The sequence below is a fragment of the Holdemania sp. genome (genome assembly GCF_986127675.1).
In genome coordinates, this window is sequence record NZ_CFQZWI010000044.1 from 1 (window position 1) to 22,470 (window position 22,470).

Here is a 22,470-nt window from a genome sequence, read left to right on the forward strand (position 1 = left end):
ATCTGATTCCCGCCAGACAGATCGGAATGAAGACCAGCGCCAGCAGCTCGCCCAGTCCGCCCCGCCGCAGAATATCGGTAATGCTGTGAGTGTTCAGCATGAACAGCAGCATCGCCAGAATCGCCGCGTAACCGCTGCGCTTGCTTACCTTATAGCTGCACAGACCGATCATCATCGTCGCGATCCAGACTAACCCGAACACATACTTCTTATACACCAGCACCGGAAGCATGCCGTCCGTCAACAGCGCGGCCGGCCAGTACAGAAAGAGGTTGCAGTAAAAGATCGGCGTCGGATATCCGAAATTGTAATTCTGATTCCAGAACAGATAGGGGTATTCGACGTTATTCTGCTGGGCCTCCATCAGGCTGATAATCCGGTTGATGTGGAAGCCGGTATCGGCGCCCAGATGAACCTGACCGTTGTTAAAGGGAAAACAGAAGAACGAAGCGATCAAGAACGAAACGAGCGCGATGATCAGAATTGTACCGGCCCACATCAGGATCGGTTTCTTTTTTTTTAGTTGAATCACGTGATTAATCATGGCTTTATATTTCATCATATTTCTTTTAAGTATCCTTTTTTAGTGACTATCTTCTTATTGTACTCAAATTTTCAGTAATTAAAATAGTAAAAAAGTAAAATTAAACATTTTATCATAATATCACTATCTTATTTCTGTTATCTACTCTGTTATCTACGCTTATTAATTCTGATCTTCACGCTTGAATGCTTGCTTGTTTCAGAAGCTAATGGAATAGGTCGTGAGAGTCGCAGAGCGAAAAACAAAAAAATTCCTGATCAAACTGATCAGAAATCGTTTTTGTTTCTTTTTGCATTGAACTCATACTTTGCCCAGGAAATCCAGCAGCTCCGCTTTCCGCGTTTCACAATCGACCTTGCCCAGTTCAAATAACTGCTTCAAAGCTTCCGCATCGCCGGAGAACCGCTTCACGCCAAGATTCTTGGAAGGTCTTAACAACAACGCTCTGCCTTCCTTCTGTAAATCATCAACCAGATTCATTTCTTCATAATATACATCGCTGCGGATTTTCAGCGCGTCGATCAACGCCTGATTATGATACGCCAGCTTCGAGCTGTTCAGCAGCATCTTACTGCTCGGCTTACGCACATAGCCCTCATCCTTGGTCACGATCACCAGATGCTTATCGCAGCCATACCCCAGCGAACGCTTGATCGGCACCATCGTCGTGACGCCGCCGTCTATATACAATCCATCGCGATAGGGCACCGGCGAGCCGGCCAGCGGTAAGGTGCAAGCCCCTTTTAACAGCCGCAGATCGTCGTCCAGTTCCTGTTTCCTGACCCACTCCACTTTGGAAGTATTTAAATTGAACAGGCCGATCTCAATCTCCATCGGCGACTTTCGCAGCGCGTCCAGTTTATAATGGATCGTGTCCTTCAGCAGCCGGTCAAACATGAAGTCATAGCCAACGTAATGCCGTTCCTTGAATAATGGATTCAGTCCTACATTCCGTTTGTCCGGCATGTAGATGACGCCGACATCATACAGATACTGCTTATTCCGCATCGCAAAGCTGCACAGGTTCATCGCGCCGGCCGAAATGCCCACGCCGTAGTCAAATTCGATGCCCTGGTCGATCAGCCATGTCAAAACCCCAGCCGTATAGGCGCCGCGCATGCCGCCGCCTTCTAAAACCAGTCCGGTTTTTCCCATAAATTCACCTCAATCATCCAGTCATTTATTGTAACAAAAAAAACTGAATTTACCACTACAAAATCATGGTTTCGTCGCTTCTTGAACCATTTTTACGAATTCTTCCGTCCTTTTGGCTGATAAAATCCGATGCGGACAGTCCTTGCCGGAGAAATCATGATGCTGCCTGATATCTTCAATTCGCAGATCATACACCTTCATCAGTTCGGCGCACAGTGCGGCCGCGTTTTCCATTGTCTTTTCAAAATCATTGCCTTCGTTGACGCACAGCTCGATACCGATGCCCGTCATATTGCCGCCGTTTTCCGTCATTTTATCGCCCGCATGCCAGCCGACTTCCTCATCCGGCAGGGAATGATAGATGGAATGATCGTCAACCGTATAATGCCAGGAATTGATATCCGTTTCATTCGTCTTTAAATATTCGTTATGATGCCAGGCGTCCGCGCTGGCTGCTTCGTTGTCTGTCTCGTGAATGACGATCCAGTGGATCTCACGTTGGATCCCAGGCCGGTTCTGATGTCCCTCGGGAATGTAATCATGCACGACTTCAATCCCATTGACTGTCTGCAGCTGCACGCCTTCGGTATGATAGATCCGATTTTCCCGCACCGGCCACAGCCACAACAAAAGCAGCGCGACGACGATCAGCCCTGCCAGCACGCCCAAAATCGCCAGCTTGCGGCGGACCGACGCTTTCAGGCGGTAACGTTTATGTGCCCGTTTCTGTTTCCCTGACGAAGAACGCGAGGAAACCGCCCGTTGACGCGCGGCGGTTTTTCCTTGTTGAGTATTCATAAAACATCCCCAATCTGCGAAATAAACTTAATTTTATTTTAACATGTTCCCTCACTGAACAACGAAGGAAATTCTTAATTCTTTCTAAAGCATGCTATAATCAAAAACAAAGGCAAGAAGTGAATATGAAAAAAGTTATTTTTATCAGCGGTACGATGGGCAGCGGAAAAACCACGGTCAGCTGCTTATGCAACGAACAGCTTACCCGCAGCGTCTGGCTGGATGGGGATTGGTGCTGGATGATGCATCCGTTTCAAGTCAGCGACCAAACCAAAGCGATGGTTCTGGACAATATTACCTATTTATTGAATCAGTTCCTCGCCCAGCCGGACTTCGATTATATTTTGTTCAGCTGGGTGATGGACGACCCCGAAACCGTGCGTTCGATTTTAAAACGGCTTCACGGCGAGTTTACTTTCAATCATTTTACCTTATCGCCTTCCCCTGCTCAGCTGCGCCGCCAGCTGCAGTCTGACATCGACCGGGGCCTGCGAACACCGGACTGTCTTGAGCGCAGCTTGGCCCGGCTTCCTCATTATGACGACATTGACTCAGAAAAAATAGAAACAACCGGACGCGAACCCCGGTCCATTGCCCGGGAAATTCTATTTCGGCTGCGTTGACTCCCTTCAATTTCATCTAAAAAAAACCTCTTACCCGCGTAAGAAGTTTTTATTTTTGCAATGACTTTCATGAGGATATTTCCGCAGATTTCAGAAAAACATGTGTTCCACAAAGATCCGCAGCCCGATCAGAATCAAAATCACACCGCCCAGCACCCGGGCTTTTTCTTTGACCATCGAACCGAAACGTTTCCCCATTGCCGCACCGATCAGGCTCAGTCCGAAAGTGATACCGCAGATCAACAGACAGGCAGTAAAAATATTGACGTGAATGACCGCGAAGCTGATTCCCACTGCCAGAGCGTCGATACTGGTGGCAACTGCCTGCATCAAGATCGTCGGCAGCGTCAGCGTTTTATTCCCGCAGTTTTCACATTCCGATTCCCGGCTTTCCTGCCACGCTTCTTTAATCATATTCAGCCCGATCACGCCCAGCAGAATCAGCGCGATCCAATGGTCGATCGAGCTGATCGCGTCGCTGAACATCCGGCCGCAGAAATAGCCGATCAGCGGCATGATCCCCTGGAACAGACCGAAGGCGCCGGAGGTGATCAGCGCTTCTTTGCGGTGAAAGTTTTCATAACATAAGCCGTCGGTGATCGAAACGGCGAACGCGTCCATCGCCAGACCGACCGCTAACATAACTAACGTGACCACATCCATAACATTTGCATCCATACATTTCCCTCTTTCTTCCTAAAAAAAGACCCAGGCATAAGCTCGTTAAAGCCTATGCTTGAGTCTTGTTCATTAAGCCAAACCAGGCGGCGCACCGCCATTGTGTTGATTTGACACGCAGGTTTCCCCACGCAAACTACTCCCTCAAGAAGTATGTTCAATATACCAAAGTCTGGATGAAGATGCAAGCCTTTTCGTCTGATTTCCCGACCGTTTTTGACAAAGGAACGCAGTTGTCGGAATTCATTTAAAATTACCGATCCACAGCGGGCTGTGGATCGCTTTCAGATGATCCTGAAATTCATTTGTTCCATAAAGAACATCGCGTTGATTGATCAGTTCAATCTGGTTTTCGATAATCCAGTTTCTGAATTCCCCGCTGGTGCACGCCTGCAGCTCTTTGCACCGATGGAGATTGCAGGTTGATTCTTCCATGATGTGATCATCGCAATAACCCGGATGCCAGCCATACATGAAAACTTCCTCTGCTTCCGTCCACCGCAGCGCCATCATTTTCTCCAGCGGCTGATAATTTTTGAAATCCTCCAGTTTATAGCTTGAATTGGTTGCCAGACCGGAAGAATAATAACGCAATGACTTATACTTCGGATCACATTCTGTCGGGTGGCGATGATCCGGCGCAGAGGAGAAAATGTTATAAGCGATGCCATATTTTTCCACAATCGCTTTAAACGCCTTCTCAAGCGGCAGATCGCTGTTCTTCACATTGGCGACGTCGGGATATTTGCCCAGGATGCTGAAACACAGCTGCATCTGCGCATCAAATTCTTTATACGCGTCTTCATAAGTTGCTTCCCGCATTAACTCCGGATGCCGGTGTCCCCATTTAAAACGACCTGCTTCATTGACTAATGAAGGGACTTCCTCCGGCGGCAGGATCGGACTTTCCCACAGATGCCGATGCCAGCCGATTGACAGCCACGGCTTATCTTTCAGCCAGGTTAACGCGGCGACGGTATCCGGCGAATCGAACATCACGTCCGCGGAGGACGCAATCCCGCATTCAAATGCCTTAAACGCACCCATGTCATAGGCTGGCGTATAGCCGACGTCGTCGACTCTGAAAACCAATCTTTTTCTCATTGACACAATCCTCATCTTTCTGCGTTCATTATACAAAATCTTTAATTGTCTTCGATCGCAAAAAAAGTTCTTATATCAGTAGAAAAGATGACATTTAACGATTCTGCACAGCTGTGCGATCCATATCGTCTGGGAAATACGCCGTTTTCCCTGTTCATATAAGAAACAGCCCGGATAACCGGGCTGCCTGTTTTTGCGGGAAATGGATATTGTGATCTTCGTCGCGGGGCTAACGGGTGAAGGACTTTGCCAAATCCTCAGCCCTGATCCGTTTTACCTGCCGCCATAACCGCGGCTGGATCTGAGGATAGGTCAACTCATCGGGCAGCCCGCTGAACCAGCGGACTTCCGCCATTTCAAATGCGGGAAGCGGTCCCGGTTCGCCTGAGGTCGCATAATAAAGCATCCCGCTGGTGGACCGCTCATCCTGGCTGACGGTGTAAATGCAGCATGGCTGAAGCGCCGCTTTGGTGATGCCGGTTTCCTCCCACAGCTCGCGTTCAGCCGCCTGACGCGGAGTTTCATCCGGTTCAATATGGCCGCCTGGAATTTCCCAGGTAGCCCGCCGGGCATGCCGCGCCCACAGCACCTGATCACCGTCAAACAAAACGATGACGACATACTTCAGGGGAATCGCTTCGGTATGGGGATGAAAGCTGACCTGCACGCTGTTCATTCTCTGCGCCTTCTTTCTGCTCATTTCTGGATTTCAGTATTCTTTCCGGCATGCCATCCGTCAGCATCCGATGCCGATTCACCTACATCATCGGTGCGAACAGATTCAGGATGGCCCGGACCAGCCGCACTACCGCCGGCGTATCCCGGCAATCCTTCAGCGTGACTTCGCGGCAATCCTTCAGGGTGTCGATATAGTCCTGCTTCATATCTTTGATGATCGAACTCTTATAGGTCAGCACCCCGCACTCAAAATGCAGATAGTAGCTGCGGTAATCCATGTTGGTCGTGCCGCACAGCCCGATCTCATCGTCGCTGACAAAGGATTTTGAATGAATAAAGCCCGGCGTGTACTCGTAAATCTTCACGCCCGCTTTTAACAACGGCTCATAGTTGGCGCGCGTGACCATAAACACCAGCTTTTTATCCGGTACGTGCGGCACCGTGATGCGCACATCGACGCCGGCCTTGGCTGCGGTTTCCAGAGCCCGCTGCATCTCATAGCCAATGATTAAATACGGCGTATGAATGTAGACGTAATGCCGGGCCTGATTGATGATGTTGAAATGAATCGTCGCCCCGACTTCTTCCTCGTCCGTCGGACTGTCGGAAAACGGCTGGATGTAGCCGTCGCTCTGCGGTTGTTCCTCCGGCTTGTAGACCGGCCAGTAATCGTCGTAGTTACTCGGGGCCATGTCTTTATAAACAAAGTTCCAGAACTGCAAGAACATGACGGTCAGACTCCACACAGCCTCGCCCTTCAGCATCACCGCCGTGTCTTTCCAATGGCCGTATTTCTCATACGCATTGATGTATTCGTCGGCCAGATTGATCCCGCCGACAAAGCCGATTTTTCCGTCGATCACACAGATCTTGCGGTGATCGCGGTTATTCATCTGGATTACCAGCCGGGCTTTTAACGGATTGAACACGGCGCAGCGGATTCCCAGCTTTTCCAAGATTTTACGGTAATTGGCCGGCAGCGTATAAACGCAGCCGGCGTCATCGTACATCACCCGCACATCAACGCCCTGCTTCACCTTTTCGATCAAGATTTCCAAAATGGAATCCCACATGATTCCGTTGTCGATGATGAAATATTCCAGAAAGATATACCGCTCGGCTTTCTTCAATTCCTGAAGCATATGCCAGAACTTCACCTCACCGGTCGGACAATAGGTCGCTTCCGTATTCTTATAGACCGGATAGTAAGCGTTGTTGAGTACGTACCGGAACTGCTTGACGACCTGTTCATTCTGATCTTCAATTTCAGTCAGGATTTTTTCATTGCGCGGCAGCACCGGATGCGTCCTGGCCGCTTCCGCCATCGCTTCCCGGCGCAGTGCCTTCGGCATTTTCCGTCCCCCGAACATCAGATAAAACAACCCGCCGAACAGCGGGAAGACGAGCACCAGAATGATCCAGGCCAGTTTATACGACGGATTTTCCTGTTTATTCACGATGTAAATAATTAAAAAGAAGTTGATGAACCGAAGCAGGTCGCTGACCAGCTTGAACCCGGACAAACTCACCATCACGCCGATGATTAAGCCCAGCTGAAGCAGAATTAAAACGGCCACGATGAAAAGCCGGTTCGCCATGATATTCAATATTTTTTTCATCGCTTTTCCTTCTTTCCCAAACGCAGCGCATCCCACTGTTCCCAAACGCGCACGCCTGTTAAATCAATAAACGTTTTCACCTCGGCAATCCGCTGCGGCATCTGCGCAAACTGTTCCGGAGCATGAGCGTCCAGCCCGTAGACCGCCGTGCAGCCAAAGTTTCCGGCAATCTCCCAGAACCGCGCCCATGGATAGGGATAGCGCCAGCCTTCGCGATAGGCCAGTTTGCCATGCTTCATGCCCTTGAGATTGATTTCCAACGGTACCCCGGCCTTCACTGCCGCCGCGCAGAGAATTTGCGCCGCTTCGTCGCATGCCAATGACCAGTGATCGCGGCTCAGCATAAAGTATTCCGGATGCGCGACATAATCCGCCAGACCTTCCTCTAACGCCATCGCGATCCGCCGCGCATAAAGCAATACGCTTTCATCCGCTGCCGCCTCGCAGAAATCCATGCCGCCGGGGGTCAGGTAGTGGTTGCCAATGATCATATAGTCCGTTTCCTCCCGAAGCGTTTGCAGCTCCGGACGCAGCGATGGGAAATATTCAAACTCAAAACCGGTAAGAATTGTAATCTGATTCCGGTATTTCTCTTTCAGGTTTGCGATTGAGTTTAGATAGCCGGCTTTTTCTTCAATGTTCATGCGGTCGCGCTGATCCCTTAAACACGCAAAGGGACAATGATCGCTGAAGCCTAAAACCTTCAATCCGGCTTTGATCGCCGCCTGAACATACGCTTCATCCGTGCCGACGGCGTGATGGCAGCGGGCGGTATGAGTATGGAGATTAAAATCCGGCATGCTTTCACCCCTCAATACGTCCTATTATAGCGAAATCCGCGCTACTTTGCACGAAAGACTTTCTTAAGATCCGCTTGAAAACAAGCGTTGAAAAAGCTTGGAAAACCTGCCTGGGCTAAAGCGCGGCGGCCTGGCGTCCATTCTGCTTCAGCTTCACAAAGCGAACAAGCAGGATGATATGAAAAGAACCGGCAGCGCCGGTTACAGGTGATATTCAAAAATACATTTCTGAACGTCGCCATACTGATACAGATAATGCGCCTTCGGCACATCGACAATCGCTTTTAATTCCCCGCCCAGCTCTTCCAGCGTCCGCCTTGAGGGCAGATTGTCCGGATTGCAGGTGATGATCAGCGAATCCATGCCGTATTTCTGCTTCGCCAGCTGAAACAACAGCCGGCAGGCTTTGAGCGCGTAATGATGCCCGCGGTACATCGGATACACGGTATACCCGATCTGACCGGCATAATACAGTTCCTCATTCATCCCCATCCGCAGATCGCAGCGTCCCACAGCAGTGTGCTTCCCATGTTCGCGGATCTCAAAAACGATTGACGGCACATCGCCGCGTCCCGCCTCTTGTTTGATTTCCATAACCTTGACCAGATCAATTTCCTGATCCGTCAGCACCTCTCTGCGAAACAACCAGTCCATAACCTTCATCCGCCTATCCTGTCGCCGCTTCGTCCAGCAGCGCCTGAATCTGCGCCCGCGTCAATGCGCCTTCCAGTTTCTTCTGCGCGCCCAGATAAAAGGTCGGGACATAATAATAATCGTATTGCTCCGCCAGCTTCGGATTCTCGCCTTCGTCAATCTTTGTAATCCGGATATTCCGATAACGCGGATCTTCAAGCAAAGCGTCGAGATCCTTTTGCGCCTGACGGCAATACGGGCAATTCTTTAAAATAAACATTGTGATTTCCTGCATGGTTTCACCTTCTTATCATCAGTTTACCAGAATCAGGAAAAAGTGACAATGCCTTTGCCTGGAAGAAGTCCCGACAAGTTTCGATCCATTCCGCGATTTCTTTCAATTCTTTTACGAATTGGCGGCAATGAAAGTTCATCGTTCAGAATATGATAGAATAAAATTAATATCAATGGAGAAATTCAAAACGCGAAAGGAGGCTTTCAAACATGCTGAAGAAAACAGGGGTGCTGACTTTATGTGTCCTGCTTCTGAGCGGCTGCGCCAAGCGGGTTGAAAATCCCGGCCCGCCGCAGATTACGATTTTAGAAGACGCCGTCATCGAGGTCAATCAGCCTGATTTTTCAGAAGATGTGCTGCGCGCTTATTTCAAGGCTGTCGACAGTCAGGGCAACGAACTGCCTCAGGAAAACGTCGTCTTTCTGAACAACGCCAACAATGCCCTGCTCGGAACTTCCTATATCAAGGTCAAAGCCGTGGATAAAAACGGTTATTACGACGTGAAAACCCTGAAGGTCACCACCGTCGATCACACCGCGCCAACCTGTGTGCTGCCTGTACAGCCGCCGGTCTTTTTAGCGGGAGAAACGCCCGAACTGACGGCGAAGACCGCCGGGATTCAGCTGCGTGATAATTTCAACCGTGAATCCACGCTCGCCAAAAACTTCCGCTGGCTGATCAGCGACGTTGATTATGCTGTGCCGGGAACGTATTCCCTGCCGGCCCGGTTTCAGGATTCCTCCGGCAATGCCGTTGAAATCACGCTTGAGGTGAAAGTCAGCGACGATCCGGTGGAAAAAGCACAGGCTTGCCTGGAATTGATTTTAGAGCTGTGCCAGGGATCCTCCAATTATTTCATCCTCGACACGGCCGACGCCGAGCAGCAGACTGCTATTGTAAATTATGCGCAGATCATGGATTTCTTCTTCACCGCCGCGGGCCGACAGGCCATGGAAGCTTCCGCTTTTGGGAAGCGGATCGTTACCGAAGGCGGCCAGACCCGCTGGGTTGCCAATACCGCTGCCGCTTCGTGGCAATATCGTAAAACGGAATTCACGCTGCAGGATGCGGATGACGAACAGCTGATCTTCGCCGCAAAGACAAGCTGGCAGGTTCAGGATCAGATAGTTGAGGAAACGAGTGAGTTTATTCTCGTAAAGCAGCAGGGCGTCTGGAAAATCGACAGCTTTGTCAATCCACTGGACGGACCGCCGGCGAATCCGAAAGTCACGCCGTCCGCTTCTCCCCAGACTTCGCCTCAGCCCGCCAATACTCCGCAAGCTTCACCCTCATCCCAACCCCCGGCAAGCGCCAGGCCGAAAAACGGATAAACACGAAACCAGGAACTTTGTTCTGCGGCTTTAACAGTGGCTGGCTGCGGTTCAGGCCGGACGATCCGTTTATTCTTTTTGGCAATTCTGTTCAAAATAAAACAACGTCTGGAAGAATTCCCGTGAATCCTTTTCCGCAGACGTTGTTTTTTTGATTCTTCAGTCAGTTATCAGGCTGGATTTCCTCCCCCTGCCGCCAAGCTTGCTTAATCCGCCATCAGGTTGTTGCCGGACAACAACGGCGTCGCCAGCGCCAGACAGGCCAATCCGATCACACCGTTGACAATCAGCCCCGCCAGCTGAATCATAAACGCCGGCACTCCCGGAATCATCACCAGCGTAACGACCGTGATGCCGTAAGGAATCGCCAGAATCAGACAGAAAACCATCTTGATCATCTGTTCCATAAGCGGCGTCGAGCGGCTTTTCATCAAGCGCAGACAAACCAGCGAGGCACTGAGAAACAGCCACCCAAAACCGGTCATCATCAACGCCGCCGGCACGAGTTCCGCCCAGCTGCTGCCCAGCACAAACGGACAGAGAACCAACGAAGCGAACACCACCGCCACAATGTGCAGCATCGAGGGTACCATCAGGGCCGCCAGCTTTTTCATCGGCCGGTCCGGGATCAGATATAAATAGAACACCCGCAAATCCTGGGCGATCCGGTCGGTCGTCGCACTGGTGAACAGGACGATCAGAACGAAGAACTGATAAAAGCTAAAACCTTGTCCATTCATCCAGACAATCCCCAGATAAATCACGATCAGCAGCACTTCCTGCAGCGATAGCAACCGCCGCGTCTTGCGCAGGATCAGAAGATTCTTGGAAACCAGCGCCGCCGCTCCGCTGCCAAAGCGCGCCTGCTTCACTGAAACAACCTTTTCATGGGTTTGGCTCTGGGCGCGCCGTGCGCGGGCATTCTGCCGCAGCTCGCTGATCCATTCCGCATCCATGATCGCCTGTTCGTAGAAATCACCCTTAACGTTCAGAATCAGCGCGGTAATCCCGGCGCAGACAAGCAGCGTCGCCGCAAACCCGATCAGACAGGCCGTCATATCCTGGCTCACCAGACCGATTAACGCCATTTTGCACCAGCCGAACACCGGTACCCAGTTAAACAACGGATCGGCTACAAACCGGGTGATCGTACTCTGAATCCCGCCGTCAACACCGACGTTGCGAATGGCGATCAGACCGATAAACCCCAGCAGCACCGCCAGAAATCCATATTTTATCCACTTCGCCTGCGGCTTCACCAATTCCAGAAAATAAAACCAGGTAAATAAGGCAAACGCAAAGTAAAACATCAACAGACTGCTCAGGATTAACGAAAGCACTAACGGAACGGTCAGAATCACAGTGGAGCTCATCATCATTAAGATATACGCCACGGCGATCAGCGCATAGATCAGACTGCCTTCGACCGTTTCAATCAATAAGTAAGCCAGCGTCTGTTTTCGCGTAAACGGGCCTGCGAAAATAAACTGAGCATCATCGCGCGTCACGATCGCAGAGCGTTTCTGCAAGATCATAACCGTCATTAAAAACAGCACATAACCGCAAAACAACATCATCCACCCCTGTACCGACTGGACGTTCATCATCGCCGACATCATTTCCCGGTTTGACACTGCCGAATAAATGGAAAAACCGAAGAAAGCCAGGACGAACAGCGTTACGATCGCTGAAACAGGCTTGGAAAACAGCCGGCGGAGCTGCGCTTTGAGCTTGACAAAAAACAGATAGCTGAGCGCGTTCATCCCTGTTCTCCCTGCGTGCAGGCAAAGAAGATTTCCTTCAGCGACTGATCGCCCAGATCCTCGCGCCGGACTTCCCGCACAATTTTTCCATGATGCAGAATATACGCGTCATCCCACAGCGACTCGAACATGTCGATGATATGCGTGGAAATCAGAATGCTTTTGCCTGCGCCGCGCAGCTCTTTCAGCAGCTGCAGCACCGTTTCGATCGCCGCCGGATCGAGTCCGATCATCGGTTCGTCGATCAGGATCGAATCCGGATCCGCCAATAACGCCAACACCATCGACAGCTTCTGCGACATCCCTTTGGATAATTCGCGAGCCGTTTTTTTCGCCTTGTCCGCCAGCTCCAGCCGTTCCAGCAGCGCCTGTGCCCGAGCTTCTCCCGCTTCGGCCTGATAAGCCCGGCTGATAAACTGGATATGTTCCCGAATCGTCAGCTGCTCGTACAGCACCGGCGTTTCCGGAATGTAGCCGAAGCGCCGTTTTGCATCAATCGACGAATTCGGAAAACCGTCGATCAGAATTTTACCGTCAAATTTAAGCAGACCCGCGATACTTTTAATCGTCGTGGATTTGCCTGCCCCATTGGGGCCCAGAAGAATCGTGATCCGGCCGTTGTGCGCCGTCAGCGACAGATCGTCGACCGCTTTAAACGAACCGTACTTTTTTGTTACGTGATAGACTTCAATCATTGAAATCGCCCTCCCAATTTTATGTTTCTTATTTTATCATATTTTTCTTATTTTATTTATTACAAATCCCTGACATTTTCTATTGCCATCCTCCTTACCTCTAACTTACGCCCGGACGCCAGGGACGGGTCAAGGGGTTTCGCTTTCTTTTCCAGTCCATGATTGAATTATCGCTTTACTTTTAAAATCAAAGACGCTTTTCCACATCAGCCGAGATTCTTTTTTTGTTTCCAGCAGATCAGTTTCAGCCCCAGTCCGGCACAAACCTGCAGCATCATCAGAATCCACAGTCCAGCTGGCATCGGCTTGCGCGCACAGGCGATCATCACCAGATACAGCGCCGATAAAAGCAGAAGCAAATGTGCGAAAGCCGTTTGGGTAATAATCTGTTTCCGCAGCCTGTCGTCAAGCTTCTCCTGCAGCGACGCCTGGCGTTTCAGCAGCTGTATCCGAACCCGATAGCCTGAAGCGCACAACATCGTCATCATAAAACCAATCAGTCCGATCACAAAGATCAGCGCGATCCCATTCCCTCGAAGCCCGGAGAACAAAAGCCCGATCAGCAAGCCGCCCAGAATCAGACTGATCCTGTTCATCTGTCGGGCGATCGGCGCATAGGATTCCAATTTTGTCGCCGCATCCGTATGAATCGGCGCCCGCTTTTCGTCCGTCCAGAACAAGACAATCGAATCCTGGCGAAACGCCGGATGCCAGCCGGAAGCTTCCATCCATGCCAGATATTCCTGCCGTTCAGCCGGATCGGAAGGCAGGTAATCAAATTCATACTGTCTGAACTGCGGTTCACCCTGAACCAGCACCCAGCATAAACCACCCCAGGCTGCCTTCTCAAACAGCCAGCCTTCCTGCGCCAGCTTCTGCAGCCGCAGCTTTTCCTGCTCTTCCTCAAATACAAGCCCCTGAGCCAATATGATTTTCTTCTTCATCAGTTACATTCCTTTCTCCTGCATTCTTTTCCGGGCCGCCGCAACAATCGTTTCCCGCCGGGTCAATTCATGACGCAATAAGGTCTTTCCTTTATCGGTCAGCACATAGGACTTCTTTCCTTCCTTTGCGGCTGTCTGCGCGATCAGCTCGTTGACGCACATCTTTTTAAGCAACGTATACAACGTGCCGGGCCCGATCATTCCCGGAACCCCTGTCATCTGTTCAATATACTTCATAATCGCATAGCCATGCAGCGGCTCGATCAGCGCCAATAAAATGTAAAACGCCGCGTCGGTCAGCTGTTCTGTTTCAAAGGTATCTTGTTTCGGCATTCCTATTCCTCACAGTCTATTCACGATATATCCATTCAAGATATATCTATTATAGATATAATATCATCCCCTGTCAATATCATCGCGGAATGATTATTTCCTCAGACGCTGCTCTTCAGGAAACTAAAATTTCAAACCTGACTTCATTTGCATTTCCTGTCTGCCTTGACTTATTGCCTCAAAAGCACAAAAAAACCTGCCCGCGCAGGTTTTTCTGCCAGAATAAAATTCAGACCATTTTTCTATCTGAAGCAACGCCAGGATTCTGCCAAAAAGGCCGGGTCGGAAAGGAAGCCGGGATATCCGGCTTAGTCCTGACTGCCCGCAATCCAGCCCTCCAATGTCGCAGCCTTGATGTTTCCCGGACGTTTCACGTCGCCGATTTTCCAGGTATGACACGTAATTCCATAAAAGCGGTCAGCTTCCTCGCTTAACGGTTGAATGCCCGTGCAGACGATCAGCACCCCGGCTGGAATCGTCAGGCGCACGCCGGCTTTTTCCACAATAACATGATCCGGATTTACCTGCAAGCAGCGGGTTTCCCGATGGATCGTCAGATTGTCACAACGGCTTATATGCTCGTCCAGCGCTAAACCGACAAGCTGATTTTCCCCGCGGTGAAGCTGACTTCCCTGTTCGATCAGGGCAACCGGACATCCAGCCTCTGCAAACTTCAGCGCCAGCTCGCAGCCGATCGCCCCGCCGCCTAAAATCACTACGGATTTTCCTTCAGGAAGCGGACTTGTATACGCCTGTGCAGGCGTCAGCCCCCGCTCAATCCCGGGAATCGGCGGAATTACCGGCTCCCCGCCCAGTGCCAGAATTAGATGATCGGGGTTCAGGGCTTGGACGCTTTCCGGGGTCGCCTTCGTATTCAGCCTGACGTTCACCTCTGACTTTCCGATTTGTTCTATCAGATAATCCCGGTAGCGACGCAGATCCATTTTATATTTTGCCTGATCCAGAACAGTCAGCGCGCCGCCCAGACAGGACTTCTGTTCCAGCAGCGTGACCTGATGTCCCCGCTGCGCCGCCGTCAGCGCCGCCTTCATCCCGGCCGGACCGCCGCCGATCACGACGACATGCCTGCGGATTTTAACCGGCGGCCGTTCCATGGACATCCAGCTGCCGTTCATATAGGCGGGATTCACGGAACAGCCATGATCGCGCCGGTCGGTCGTCCAATGCATGCAGCTGCCGCAGCGCAGGCAGGGCACGATATCCGCTTCCCGCCCCACTTCCGCTTTGTGAATCCAGTCTTCGTCCGCCAGCAAGGACCGTCCCAGAACCACAAGATCGGCGTCCTGTTCCTCAATCACCGCGGCAGCTTCCTGCGGCGTCATGATCGCCCCGACTACCGCAACCGGGATCGCAAGTGTCTGCTTAATTGCGCGGGCCAGCTGGCGGTTGACGCCATGCGGCTCCAGCGCAGACGTCGCCATGTGGATGTTGCCTTGTTTGTCCATATCCTGTCCGGCTGACACATTGACCATATCCAGATACGGCTCGGCCTGCTTCAGAAAGGTCAGCACCTCATCCAGTCCGATTCCCCCCTCGATCCATTCCTTCGCGCTGATCCGAAGATCCACCGGATAATCCGGGCCGACTGCTTCGCGCACTGCCTTAATTATCGCCAGCGGAAACGTCATCCGATTTTCAAGACATCCGCCATAGCTGTCCGTCCGATGATTCAGCGCTGGTGAAAGAAACTGTGCCGGCAGCCAGCCATGCGCAAAATGAAGCATGACCATATCGAAGCCCAATTCTTTAGCGTCGCGGCAGGTTTGCGCGAATGCGGCCGCCGTCTGATCCATCTCTGCCGGCGTCATGGCCTTCACCCGGTTGCCATAGGCGTTAATTCCATCTGTCGATCCCCACAGCACATCTTCTGGATGCGCTCCGCGTCCAACGCCGCCCATATGCATGACCTCCAGCGACACCGCTGATCCCCCCTGCCGCATAAAGTTCAGCCATTGGCGCGTTTTCTGAATCTGGGCTTTGGAAAACAGATACTCCGAATCAAACCAGGCGTTGGGCAGATTTACCCCGCCGCAGCCCGCAATCAGAATTCCTGCTCCGCAGCGGACGCGTTTGTCATTGAGCGCCTCGTTCATCGGCGCGGAAATGATCCGGTTGGCAATCATCAGGGAATTGATTTTTAACGGCTGAAACAAACTCGCAAACTTCATGAACACTCACTCCTTTTTATTGATATAAGCATGAAGCATGCCATTCACGCCTGTTTCTAAAAACAAATTCATTTTTATTCAGAATTCCTGCGGTTCATCCAAGTCTCCATGCGTTTTTCCTGCATTTTTCCTCGGAAAATCAAATATTGAAGCGGTCCGGCCGTTAATTCCTGTTCCCTGCTTTCGCGTAGTTTCCCAGCGGTTCACAGTGTCGAACACTTTTCGACACTCCTCTGAAAAGCGTATAAAAAAACCTGATCTTTTGATCAGGCATGCGGTTCCGAGCGCATCAGTTTATCAAAGATCAGATAGGCCGCAAAATAGAACGCCGCCAACATAAAGGAAAACAGCACGGTAAATTTATCAATGTTCTGCAGCAATGTCGCTAACAAGACCTTCGGCTGCAGCACATCCCAGGTATTCAGCCGCAGAAACCGGCCGATGTAGACGCCATAACCGCACAACAGGCTGATCACGCTCATCCAGCAGAAGTTAAACACTTTATTTTTGCGCCATTTGACGCTCTGATGGATCAACGAGGTGGAAAACAGACCGTCGACTAACGCCATCAAAATTCCGCCGACAATATAAATCAAGCGAACCCAGCCGGATAAGCTTTGCAGATAAACGCCGTTGCCGCCAATCAGCTGCGAGCCTTGAAGATGGATCAGATCCGTGACCATGTAACAGGCGTTGGGCAGAAACAACAGCCAGCCTAATGCCAGCGTCAGAGAAAACGGCCCCCAGTGTCTGCGCCAGCTGGTCAGCAGATAAGCCGGCACCGCCAGCGCTATCGGCATGAATGCCAGCCCCAGATTCCAGAACAACCATCGTAAATGAAGCTGAATCCCGGCTTTCCGCAAGCCCAGGCCCGCCAGAATATAAAGCAGATGAAGGGCCAGGATCAATCCCAAAAGCATCATATTGCGTTTTTGTCTGCGTTTCATTGTGATCACACTCCTGACATCGACCGTATTATACCCAATTTTTATGCGCTTTTCTTTAAGTTTTTCTTACGTCTTCCTGAATGTTGTTTTCACAAGCGCTTACTTTCGCTCAACCTCAGGCGTAAAGAAAAAACGAATAAAAAAGAAAAGGATCGCGAAGATCCTATTTCAGTTTTTCAAACATTTTTTTATAGATGCCCTTCAGCTCTTTTTTCTGGCTGTCGGTCATGTTGCCCTGGCTCGGGCTGTACGAATCGACAGTGCTCAGATGATCGCCCACAATCTTTCCGTTTTTCACGACAAAGACCTGCGGTACATACAATGCCGGCTCGCCATCATCGTCCGTTTTCAGAAAATCCTTCACCAGATCAATAAATTCGTTGTAGCTTTCCTCCGTGTTGCCGTCGTCCGTGCCCATATCGACGTAATAAATCGTCAGGCCCAGTTCTTTGGCAACCTCGTTCATTACCGGGACCGCCTGCGTACACCAGGCGCAGCTTGTATACCCATAATACAGGATACCGCTTCCGCCTTCTTTATAAATACGGTTGGCTTCCTTGAGCGTTACCCGCTTGAACTGATGCTCGGCTACATTGAAGCCCTGATATCCGCTCATATCGACGTCCACCATCTTCAAATCGTCTAAATAATGCACCGGCGTATTATCCTTCTGACTGCAGGCGCCAAGCGCCAACAGGCAGCAGCCTAACAGAACTAAACCTTTCAGGATCTGTTTTTTCATATTCTGCCTCCTTGCCATAACAGTATTAGTATAAATCAAAATCGCCCGTTTGGCTAGAATTCAATCGTTGAATCTTCTTCCAGCCCCTGCGGCGTCAATCGCAGAATCCGCTCCGTCACCTCGGCTAAAAAGCGGCGGTCATGACTGACGGCGAGGATGCAGCCGGGAAACGACGCCAGCTGTGCGCGGATCTGGCCGGCGGATAACGGCGAACAATTCCGCGTCGGCTCGTCCAGAAGCAGCACGTCGTTGTGATCGACAACCAGCTTCACCAACAGGATCTTGGCTTTCTGGCCGCTGGAGAAAGTCCCCATCGGCTGCCGCATCTCCTCCGGTGTGAATTTCAGCGAACCTAAATGATTCTGAATCCGCGTGCGGAATGCCTGATCCTGACCTTCACTTAAAAAGTCAACCGGATTTCTATCCATCGGCAGCTGTTCCTCGTAATTCTGCGGCATGTAGCCGACACGCAGATCTCTCCGGTCCTTCAGCTGTTTCCAGATCAGCCGCAGCAGCGTCGTTTTCCCGCAGCCGTTGGGCCCGATAATCGCGACCTTCTGCGGCCCGACAATCTGAAGGTTGATATCCTTCGCGCAAAGATGCGTCCCTGCCCAGAGCTGCGGCTGATGGAAATCCAGAATCTGTTTGCGGGAATTGGCAATCCTGACTTCCGGATCAAAAAACAATTCAATCTGTTCCTCACCTTCAAACTTATGCGTCAGCGGTTTGTCTTCCAGCCGTTCTCCTAACGCCTTAACCGACCGCATCTTGCGCTTGAGCATCTTGGCGGCATGCGGCTGTTGCCGGGAGACGGAATTCAGCGCATGATCAACGCTTTGGTATAACCGCCGGTAACGCTCCATCTGCGCCGCATATTCCTGATGTTCCTTGACGGACAGCTGATTCTGCCGATTTGCCAGGGCTTCGCGCTGCCGCACGTAATCAGCATAGCCCAGATGCACAAACGTATGCCGGGCCTGGGTCTTGCGGACGATCTGTTCCAGATGCAGAATGCCGTTGGCGCAATGTTCCAATAGCGTTTCATCATGGGAAACAAACAGAATGCCGGCCGGGCTGTCCAAAATAAAGCGTTCTAAAATTGCCAGCGTTTCCAGATCGAGATCGTTGGTCGGCTCGTCCATTAAAATCAGATCTGGTTCGTTTAACATCAGTTTGACCAGCTGCAGCTTGACCTTTTCCCCACCGCTCAGCTGTCCCATTTTTCTTTCCAGCAAATCAGCGCTGGCCCCGACGTCTTCCAACCGCACATACAGTTCGCCGATCTTTTCATAATCAGGAATTTCTGAAGGAGTTTCGCTCATACAAAAATCCAGGCCTGACGTTTCATGCCACCGTGCGTCCAGCGCCTGAGGAAGATAGCCGATCACCGCCCCGCGGCGGTCAATCGTCCCTTCCATCACGGTATATTCTGAAATCAAGTCTGGATTGTAAATTGCTTTAAACAACGTGCTTTTGCCATTCCCCTCTTCACCGATCACCGCCAGTTTATCGCCTGCGACGCAAGTAAAGCTTAAATGATCGATCAGAATTCTATCTTTGAGGGTCTTAATTGTAAGTTGATTTACAGTTAACATCCGCACCACCTCCTTAGGAAGCGGTAAACGGTAAAAAAAGAGAACGACAAAAAACAAGATTTCAGAAATTCAATTTTCTTCGTCTTATTTTCTGTACATCCTCTCACCTCGCATCATCTTGGTCTATGATATCAAGCCTCTTCGTTTTCGTCAATCTTTGTGACGATAATTTCGTCATAGAGGCTTTCAATTTTTTCACGCGTCGCCATGCCTTTGGAAAAGGCGGTCGCGATGCCGCAGCAGTTCGCATATTTAAAGGTTGTAATAATATCGCGGGAACGCAGGTAATTCATCACGAAGCCGGCAATCATACTGTCGGCCGCGCCGACGGAATTGACAACCTCAGCGTCAATCGAATTGGCATGGTACACGCCGTCCTGATTGATCAGCAGCGAGCCGTCCTTCCCCATCATCAAGATGACGTTCTCTGCGCCCAGCTTTGCGCACTGCCGTCCGGCATGGATCAGCTGTTTCTGATCGGCAATCACCTCGTCGAACATCGTTTCCAGATCCTCGATATTCGGCCGGACCAGAAATGGCTTGTATTTCAACAACCGCAGAAGCAGCTCATGATTGACGTCAAGGACAAACTTCACGTCGTTTTCAATGCACAGCTGAATCATTTTTTCCGTCAGATCAACCAGATTATCCGGACAGTTGCCCGACAGCACAAAAATATCGCTGCGGTTAAGCCGTTCCACCCGTCTTAACATCATCCGCATATCTTCTTCGGTAATGCTCGGACCTTTGGCGTTCAGCTCCGTTTCCAACAGATCGCCTTTGACTTTCACGTTAATCCGGGTATGGCCTTCAATGAAGGTGAACACCGGTTCGATATACTCATATTTCTGAAGCAGGCTGATGAAGAAATCCTTAGTAAAGCCGCCGACAAAGCCCAGCGCCCGGGACGGAATCATCAGATTATTTAAAACGATAGAAACATTGATGCCCTTGCCTCCGGCCTCGTAGTATTCCAGCGAACTGCGGTTGGTTTTCCCCAGCTCGACTTTATCGAATTCCATATAGTAGTCCAGCGACGGATTCAACGTACATGTATAAATCATAAAAAAGCCCCTTTCTCATGAATTTATTTTAGCACATTCTGAATCAGGAAACGGCAGAATTCTGACTGAATTTTCCCATAAATCTCGAATCTTCCCGTTTTCCGATATTCTGATAAGCAATTCGAAAGAAAAGAGCTCTGTCAGGGAATACAGAACTCTTTGTCCCGCAAGGTCCGCCGCAGGGATTCGGCAGACTGCGTGAGAACAGCCGCTCAGGGATTAGCGCCTGTCCTCAATTATTTTTTAAATTTAAGAAGAGGAAAAATGTTTAAAGCGTTTATAAACTTTTGCGATCCTCCTTTCTGTATTTCAGTATAGAAAACCGATGTGGTGATAAAATGGAGTTTGTGTGAAGAAATGATGAATTTGATCATTTTCAGCTTTACGCCCGTCTGGTTATTTGGTTCCTATTCTAAAGCCCGTTGTTATAATAGAAAAAATCCTGTTCAGGGGAGGGAACAGGATTCTTCGGAAGGCGGGAGGGGAAGCCCGCCTCCGCATATTATTTTTATGAATAAGAGGGGAAAATATTTATTTTGTAAAGGGAATTTTATCTTTATGCTTTTTTCTGATGAAGTTTAACTTGGATGCCTCCTTCCTTGTATGCTTGTATTATAGGGCAAGATTATGGGATAAGAATCAAAAGCAGGTGAAGGTTCCGTGAACTTCCTGAAGAATTTCTTAAGGCTTATCCTCTATTCAGCCACAGCTGGATTTTATCCAGGCAGCGATCCAGTATCACATCGTTCCAGATTCCGGCGCCGCCGTGATCGGCATTCTTCACTTTGATAAAGTCAGCCTCGTGTCCCTCCTTCAATAAGGCTTCCATCAATTCCACACTCTGCGCCATGGGTACATTGCGGTCTTTATCGCCGTGGACAATCAGAAACGGCGGCAGCGGAGCCTTGCCGATATAGGTTGTGACGGAGGCCTGACGGGCCTTCTGCGGATGGTCTTTAACCGCAATCCCGCCCAGCAGCTTTCCGGCAATGGAATCCGCGCCGGCATGTTCCCTGGCTGACAGTTGATCCGCCATGCTGAGCAGATTGACCGGACCGTAGAAGTCGATCACGCCTTTCATTGCGGGCAGAAACGCTTCGCCGTTTTCCAGGGGAAACGCCCCGGCAGCCTCGCTGACTGCCGTCAGGGCCGCTAAATGTCCGCCCGAGGAACCGCCCCATAAAATCAGCTGATCGGGATCGCCGTGAAGGCCTGGCGCCTGCGCGCGGACATATTGAATCGCTCGTTTGACATCCATCAGCTGCGCGGGGAAAGGCTCGCATTCGCTGCCGCGATATTCGATCATCGCCACGATAAAGCCGTGGACGGCAATCTTTCCCAGACTGCAAATGTTGGATTCCACATTCTGCCAACGCCAACCTGAACCCTGGATAAACAGAAGAATGGGAAAGCGCTGCCCTTCTATCATTTCCTCAGCGACAAATGACGGCTGTAAGAACCGGATGTGGAGTCCCCGATCTTTTGCCCTGGCATATTCCTGAAGCGGCAAAGCGTGGACGCTTCGTTGATGAAGATCAATTTCAATCTCTGTCATGTGCGGCGTGGTGAGTTCAGAGGCAGGAAATTCTTCATAAGTATAAAATTTTGCTTCCATAATTCTATATCCGGCGGATCCTGATGCCATTAACGAAGGAATCCGTCGCTCTCCTTTTCTTCATTATACCGCCGTCTTCCTTGCAGGAAAAGAAAACCCGCCAGGGGAAGGCGGGCTTTCTCCGGCAACCAAGGAGGGGAGCCTTGATCACCTGATTATTATTAAGGTTGAGAGGGGAAAAACATCTTGTCCTGAAGGGATTTTCTGTTGGTCTTATCCTTTGGACAATTTTATTATAAGAAAAAATTATGGGAAAAGTATGGCATTGACATGTGAACTTCATCAAATTTTCCATATTCGAATTTCCCGGATAGAATCTGAGTTC

Annotated in this window: 22 protein-coding genes; 2 read left to right on the forward strand and 20 right to left on the reverse strand. The window is 50.4% G+C overall.

All coding sequences use genetic code 11. The annotated features are described in order from the left end of the window. The 3 genes from AC5OW4_RS08230 to AC5OW4_RS08240 form a co-directional block, all read right to left on the reverse strand. The coding region (locus AC5OW4_RS08230; RefSeq protein ID WP_493676860.1) for a hypothetical protein at positions 1-532 on the reverse strand (532 nt) is incomplete at its 3' end. A gap of 312 nt (positions 533-844) precedes the next feature. Next, positions 845-1,699: a patatin-like phospholipase family protein gene (locus AC5OW4_RS08235; protein ID WP_493676861.1), complete on the reverse strand. Its 855-nt coding sequence runs from the start codon at positions 1,697-1,699 to the stop codon at positions 845-847. Between the two features lie 63 nt (positions 1,700-1,762). Next, positions 1,763-2,497 (reverse strand): peptidoglycan recognition protein family protein, encoded by a 735-nt coding sequence (locus AC5OW4_RS08240; protein ID WP_072684860.1) that lies wholly within the window; start codon positions 2,495-2,497, stop codon positions 1,763-1,765. Positions 2,498-2,622: 125 nt separating this feature from the next. On the opposite strand from AC5OW4_RS08240, the gene AC5OW4_RS08245 reads away from it, so the two are divergent. Then, complete coding sequence (locus AC5OW4_RS08245) at positions 2,623-3,120, forward strand: AAA family ATPase (RefSeq protein WP_493676862.1); 498 nt, start codon at positions 2,623-2,625, stop codon at positions 3,118-3,120. A gap of 90 nt (positions 3,121-3,210) precedes the next feature. On the opposite strand, the gene AC5OW4_RS08250 is transcribed toward AC5OW4_RS08245, so the two are convergent. The 7 genes from AC5OW4_RS08250 to AC5OW4_RS08280 all read right to left on the reverse strand — a co-directional run bounded on the left by AC5OW4_RS08250 (position 3,211) and on the right by AC5OW4_RS08280 (position 8,927). After that, entirely contained in the window at positions 3,211-3,798 is a 588-nt protein-coding gene (locus tag AC5OW4_RS08250; RefSeq protein ID WP_493676863.1) for a manganese efflux pump MntP, read from the reverse strand. Positions 3,799-4,041: 243 nt separating this feature from the next. Continuing rightward, on the reverse strand, positions 4,042-4,902 hold the full coding sequence (locus AC5OW4_RS08255; protein ID WP_493676864.1) for a ChbG/HpnK family deacetylase: 861 nt from the start codon (positions 4,900-4,902) through the stop codon (positions 4,042-4,044). A gap of 229 nt (positions 4,903-5,131) precedes the next feature. Continuing rightward, a complete protein-coding gene (locus tag AC5OW4_RS08260) occupies positions 5,132-5,578 on the reverse strand; it encodes an NUDIX hydrolase (protein ID WP_493676865.1) in 447 nt (148 codons plus the stop codon). A gap of 82 nt (positions 5,579-5,660) precedes the next feature. Continuing rightward, positions 5,661-7,199, reverse strand: coding sequence for a cardiolipin synthase (cls, locus tag AC5OW4_RS08265; protein ID WP_072684856.1), 1,539 nt, complete (start codon positions 7,197-7,199; stop codon positions 5,661-5,663). Further along, positions 7,196-7,999: a histidinol-phosphatase gene (locus AC5OW4_RS08270; protein WP_195395911.1), complete on the reverse strand. Its 804-nt coding sequence runs from the start codon at positions 7,997-7,999 to the stop codon at positions 7,196-7,198. Before AC5OW4_RS08270 ends, cls begins: the two co-directional genes overlap by 4 nt. 201 nt (positions 8,000-8,200) lie before the next feature. After that, complete coding sequence (locus tag AC5OW4_RS08275) at positions 8,201-8,653, reverse strand: GNAT family N-acetyltransferase (RefSeq protein ID WP_072684854.1); 453 nt, start codon at positions 8,651-8,653, stop codon at positions 8,201-8,203. Positions 8,654-8,666: 13 nt separating this feature from the next. Continuing rightward, complete coding sequence (locus tag AC5OW4_RS08280) at positions 8,667-8,927, reverse strand: thioredoxin family protein (protein WP_195395912.1); 261 nt, start codon at positions 8,925-8,927, stop codon at positions 8,667-8,669. A 209-nt stretch (positions 8,928-9,136) separates the two neighbouring features. Here AC5OW4_RS08280 and AC5OW4_RS08285 point away from each other — a divergent pair, with 209 nt between their 5' ends. Further along, on the forward strand, positions 9,137-10,258 hold the full coding sequence (locus AC5OW4_RS08285; protein WP_195395913.1) for a putative periplasmic lipoprotein: 1,122 nt from the start codon (positions 9,137-9,139) through the stop codon (positions 10,256-10,258). Positions 10,259-10,464: 206 nt separating this feature from the next. Here the strand turns inward: AC5OW4_RS08285 and AC5OW4_RS08290 are convergent, their stop codons facing one another. The 10 genes from AC5OW4_RS08290 to AC5OW4_RS08335 form a co-directional block, all read right to left on the reverse strand. Continuing rightward, on the reverse strand, positions 10,465-12,021 hold the full coding sequence (locus tag AC5OW4_RS08290) for a putative ABC exporter domain-containing protein (RefSeq protein WP_195395914.1): 1,557 nt from the start codon (positions 12,019-12,021) through the stop codon (positions 10,465-10,467). Beyond that, positions 12,018-12,716, reverse strand: a complete 699-nt coding sequence (locus tag AC5OW4_RS08295) for an ABC transporter ATP-binding protein (RefSeq protein WP_072684850.1) — start codon at positions 12,714-12,716, stop codon at positions 12,018-12,020. Before AC5OW4_RS08295 ends, AC5OW4_RS08290 begins: the two co-directional genes overlap by 4 nt. 206 nt (positions 12,717-12,922) lie before the next feature. Continuing rightward, positions 12,923-13,660 (reverse strand): DUF2812 domain-containing protein, encoded by a 738-nt coding sequence (locus AC5OW4_RS08300; protein WP_195395915.1) that lies wholly within the window; start codon positions 13,658-13,660, stop codon positions 12,923-12,925. A gap of 3 nt (positions 13,661-13,663) precedes the next feature. After that, positions 13,664-13,993, reverse strand: a complete 330-nt coding sequence (locus AC5OW4_RS08305) for a PadR family transcriptional regulator (RefSeq protein WP_072684848.1) — start codon at positions 13,991-13,993, stop codon at positions 13,664-13,666. A gap of 308 nt (positions 13,994-14,301) precedes the next feature. Next, positions 14,302-16,182, reverse strand: a complete 1,881-nt coding sequence (locus tag AC5OW4_RS08310; protein WP_195395916.1) for an oxidoreductase — start codon at positions 16,180-16,182, stop codon at positions 14,302-14,304. Between the two features lie 266 nt (positions 16,183-16,448). Then, entirely contained in the window at positions 16,449-17,129 is a 681-nt protein-coding gene (locus AC5OW4_RS08315) for a DUF1361 domain-containing protein (RefSeq protein ID WP_195395917.1), read from the reverse strand. A gap of 163 nt (positions 17,130-17,292) precedes the next feature. Continuing rightward, complete coding sequence (locus AC5OW4_RS08320; protein ID WP_195395918.1) at positions 17,293-17,871, reverse strand: TlpA family protein disulfide reductase; 579 nt, start codon at positions 17,869-17,871, stop codon at positions 17,293-17,295. 53 nt (positions 17,872-17,924) lie between these two features. Further along, positions 17,925-19,466 (reverse strand): ATP-binding cassette domain-containing protein, encoded by a 1,542-nt coding sequence (locus AC5OW4_RS08325; RefSeq protein ID WP_195395919.1) that lies wholly within the window; start codon positions 19,464-19,466, stop codon positions 17,925-17,927. Between the two features lie 131 nt (positions 19,467-19,597). After that, positions 19,598-20,530, reverse strand: coding sequence for a 1-phosphofructokinase (locus tag AC5OW4_RS08330; protein ID WP_072684843.1), 933 nt, complete (start codon positions 20,528-20,530; stop codon positions 19,598-19,600). A 688-nt stretch (positions 20,531-21,218) separates the two neighbouring features. After that, complete coding sequence (locus AC5OW4_RS08335; protein ID WP_072684842.1) at positions 21,219-22,145, reverse strand: alpha/beta hydrolase; 927 nt, start codon at positions 22,143-22,145, stop codon at positions 21,219-21,221. Between the last annotated feature and the right edge of the window lie 325 nt (positions 22,146-22,470).

Coding starts and splice junctions, on each gene's coding strand:
- AC5OW4_RS08310 (WP_195395916.1), bottom strand. CDS start 16,182: ATGAAGTTTGCGAGTTTGTTTCAGCCGTTAAAAATCAATTCCCTGATG.
- AC5OW4_RS08270 (WP_195395911.1), bottom strand. CDS start 7,999: ATGCCGGATTTTAATCTCCATACTCATACCGCCCGCTGCCATCACGCC.
- AC5OW4_RS08280 (WP_195395912.1), bottom strand. CDS start 8,927: ATGCAGGAAATCACAATGTTTATTTTAAAGAATTGCCCGTATTGCCGT.
- AC5OW4_RS08325 (WP_195395919.1), bottom strand. CDS start 19,466: ATGTTAACTGTAAATCAACTTACAATTAAGACCCTCAAAGATAGAATT.
- AC5OW4_RS08275 (WP_072684854.1), bottom strand. CDS start 8,653: ATGGACTGGTTGTTTCGCAGAGAGGTGCTGACGGATCAGGAAATTGAT.
- AC5OW4_RS08240 (WP_072684860.1), bottom strand. CDS start 2,497: ATGAATACTCAACAAGGAAAAACCGCCGCGCGTCAACGGGCGGTTTCC.
- AC5OW4_RS08260 (WP_493676865.1), bottom strand. CDS start 5,578: ATGAACAGCGTGCAGGTCAGCTTTCATCCCCATACCGAAGCGATTCCC.
- cls (WP_072684856.1), bottom strand. CDS start 7,199: ATGAAAAAAATATTGAATATCATGGCGAACCGGCTTTTCATCGTGGCC.
- AC5OW4_RS08255 (WP_493676864.1), bottom strand. CDS start 4,902: ATGAGAAAAAGATTGGTTTTCAGAGTCGACGACGTCGGCTATACGCCA.
- AC5OW4_RS08245 (WP_493676862.1), top strand. CDS start 2,623: ATGAAAAAAGTTATTTTTATCAGCGGTACGATGGGCAGCGGAAAAACC.
- AC5OW4_RS08250 (WP_493676863.1), bottom strand. CDS start 3,798: ATGGATGCAAATGTTATGGATGTGGTCACGTTAGTTATGTTAGCGGTC.
- AC5OW4_RS08330 (WP_072684843.1), bottom strand. CDS start 20,530: ATGATTTATACATGTACGTTGAATCCGTCGCTGGACTACTATATGGAA.
- AC5OW4_RS08285 (WP_195395913.1), top strand. CDS start 9,137: ATGCTGAAGAAAACAGGGGTGCTGACTTTATGTGTCCTGCTTCTGAGC.
- AC5OW4_RS08290 (WP_195395914.1), bottom strand. CDS start 12,021: ATGAACGCGCTCAGCTATCTGTTTTTTGTCAAGCTCAAAGCGCAGCTC.
- AC5OW4_RS08235 (WP_493676861.1), bottom strand. CDS start 1,699: ATGGGAAAAACCGGACTGGTTTTAGAAGGCGGCGGCATGCGCGGCGCC.
- AC5OW4_RS08295 (WP_072684850.1), bottom strand. CDS start 12,716: ATGATTGAAGTCTATCACGTAACAAAAAAGTACGGTTCGTTTAAAGCG.
- AC5OW4_RS08320 (WP_195395918.1), bottom strand. CDS start 17,871: ATGAAAAAACAGATCCTGAAAGGTTTAGTTCTGTTAGGCTGCTGCCTG.
- AC5OW4_RS08315 (WP_195395917.1), bottom strand. CDS start 17,129: ATGAAACGCAGACAAAAACGCAATATGATGCTTTTGGGATTGATCCTG.
- AC5OW4_RS08335 (WP_072684842.1), bottom strand. CDS start 22,145: ATGGAAGCAAAATTTTATACTTATGAAGAATTTCCTGCCTCTGAACTC.
- AC5OW4_RS08305 (WP_072684848.1), bottom strand. CDS start 13,993: ATGCCGAAACAAGATACCTTTGAAACAGAACAGCTGACCGACGCGGCG.
- AC5OW4_RS08300 (WP_195395915.1), bottom strand. CDS start 13,660: ATGAAGAAGAAAATCATATTGGCTCAGGGGCTTGTATTTGAGGAAGAG.